This window comes from Streptomyces sp. NPDC036813 (genome assembly GCF_055609245.1).
The window spans coordinates 1-1,932 of record NZ_JBVJPV010000047.1 but is presented as its reverse complement, the minus strand read 5'-3'; the positions used below and the strand labels follow the sequence as shown (position 1 = coordinate 1,932).

The window sequence follows — 1,932 nt, the reverse complement described above, 5'->3', positions numbered from 1 at the left end:
TATGTCCGGGTTCATCATCTGGGCCCTGTGCGTCGCCCGGAAGGAGGACTTCGGCGACTCCTTCGACACCATGCCGCGCGGCGACAGGTGAGCGCGTCCGCCTCACCACGCACCGGCCCTCGGAACGGCGGCGGGAGAGGACAGGCGTCATGGAGCGACCCAACCGGCGGAGCGAGCGGCCGGCGAGCCCCGCCGGCCGTCCGGCCTCGCCCGCCGGCACCACCGGTGGCAGCGCCTGGATGGCGCGCGCGGCCCTGCTCGCGCTGCTCGTCGGGATCCTCGTCCCCCTCGTCGTCGCCGGACTGCGCAGCGCCCTGTGGATCCTGCTCGGCATGGCCGCGCTCGCGCTGGCGTCGGTCGGCGTGTGGTGGACCCTGGCCCACACCGGAGTGGTGCGCGGCCTGGGCGTGGCAGTGACAGTTGCCGCGCCTCTCACGGTCCTGGGCCTTTACGCCGCCCACGGCATGCTCGGTCCGGCCGTTCTCTCCGTCGCCCTCCTGCTGTTCGCCGTCGCTGCCGCACGCAGCGCCCTGACCCCGCGATTCTCGGCCACCCGAGCGGTGACTGCGCCGACACCGGCCAAGGCGGCCAAGCGTCCCTGGGTGCTGATGAACCCGCGCTCCGGCGGCGGCAAGGTCGGACGCTTCCATCTCGTCGATCGGGCCCTCGCAGCGGGCGTCTCGGTGACGCTGCTCGATGTCGGTCGAGACGACGTGGCCGGGCTGGCCCGGCGCGCCGTCGCCGAGGGAGCCGACCTGCTCGCGGTGGCGGGCGGGGACGGCACCCAGGCGCTCGTGGCCGAAGTGGCCTACGAACACGACCTGCCCTTCGTGGTCGTTCCCGCAGGCACCCGCAACCACTTCGCCCTCGATCTCGGTCTCGACCGCGACGACCCGGCCGCCGCGCTGGAGGCACTGACCGACGGCGTCGATCGCCGCGTCGACCTCGGGTTCGCGGCCGACCGGGTCTTCGTCAACAACGCGTCGTTCGGCACCTACGCCGCCGTGGTGGGCGACTCCGCGTACCGGGACGCGAAGGTGCGCACCGCGCTGCGCGACCTGCCCGGACTGCTCACGGGCGACCCTTCCCTCCGCCTGCGGATGCGAGCCGGGAACTTCCACACCGAGGGGCTGCAGGCGGTGCTGGTCAGCAACAACCCGTACGAGTACGCCGTCGGCCCGCGGCGAGGCCGCAGAGGCGGTCTGGACGCAGGGCTCCTCGGAGCGCTGTACGTGCACGTCGACAACGCTGTGCAGGCGGCCCGGGCCATCCCCGGCCGGCGCAGCACAGGGTTCAGCAAGCTGACCGCCACCGAGATAGTCGTCGATGCGGACACCGCGACCATCGCCGCCGGCATCGACGGCGAACACGTCGTCCTGCCCACCCCCGTGACCTGCCGGATCGTCCCCGGGGCCCTGCGCATACGCGTTCCCCGCAGCTGCACTCCACCACGTCGCCAGCCCGGCGTCGACTGGCGACGAGTTCTGCGCATCGCCGAACTGCACACTCGATCCGGGACGAGGCCGAGGGAAGCACCGGGCCGGGGGGTCTCGTCCGACACGACCCATGGCGAAGTCTCCCCGCGGGACCGAACGCTCGACGCCCACGACGGACACGGTGACCTGCGTCGGCCTACCTGACGCGAACGTTGCGGCAACAGGTCCCGGACGGTGTACCAGCCCCGACCGAGCAGGTCCGCGCGAGCCGCGCGCGTCGGCCGAGCGGCAGTGTTTCCCGCTGAGACGTCCAGGACATCACCGTCACCACCGAAGACGGCCTGCCGGGGACGCTGCGCGCCTTCGTCGGAGGTCGGAGAGCGGCCCGCTGGATTCCGGCGGCTTCCGCCCTCGACCGGCCCGAGCGCATCACGTACTCGTGTCGAGGTCTTCCTTCCGGGCGACGCACAGGGCCCAGATGATGAACCCGGACATG

General features: G+C 72.6%; 1 protein-coding gene. It reads left to right on the top strand.

What is annotated here, in order from left to right:
• The first annotated feature begins 149 nt into the window (after positions 1–149).
• The gene (locus ACZ67Q_RS39380; RefSeq protein ID WP_471192454.1) at positions 150–1,640 is read left to right on the top strand and encodes a diacylglycerol/lipid kinase family protein; all 1,491 of its coding nucleotides are present in this window, start codon (positions 150–152) and stop codon (positions 1,638–1,640) included.
• Positions 1,641–1,932: the final 292 nt, after the last annotated feature.

Coding starts and splice junctions, on each gene's coding strand:
- ACZ67Q_RS39380 (WP_471192454.1), top strand. CDS start 150: ATGGAGCGACCCAACCGGCGGAGCGAGCGGCCGGCGAGCCCCGCCGGC.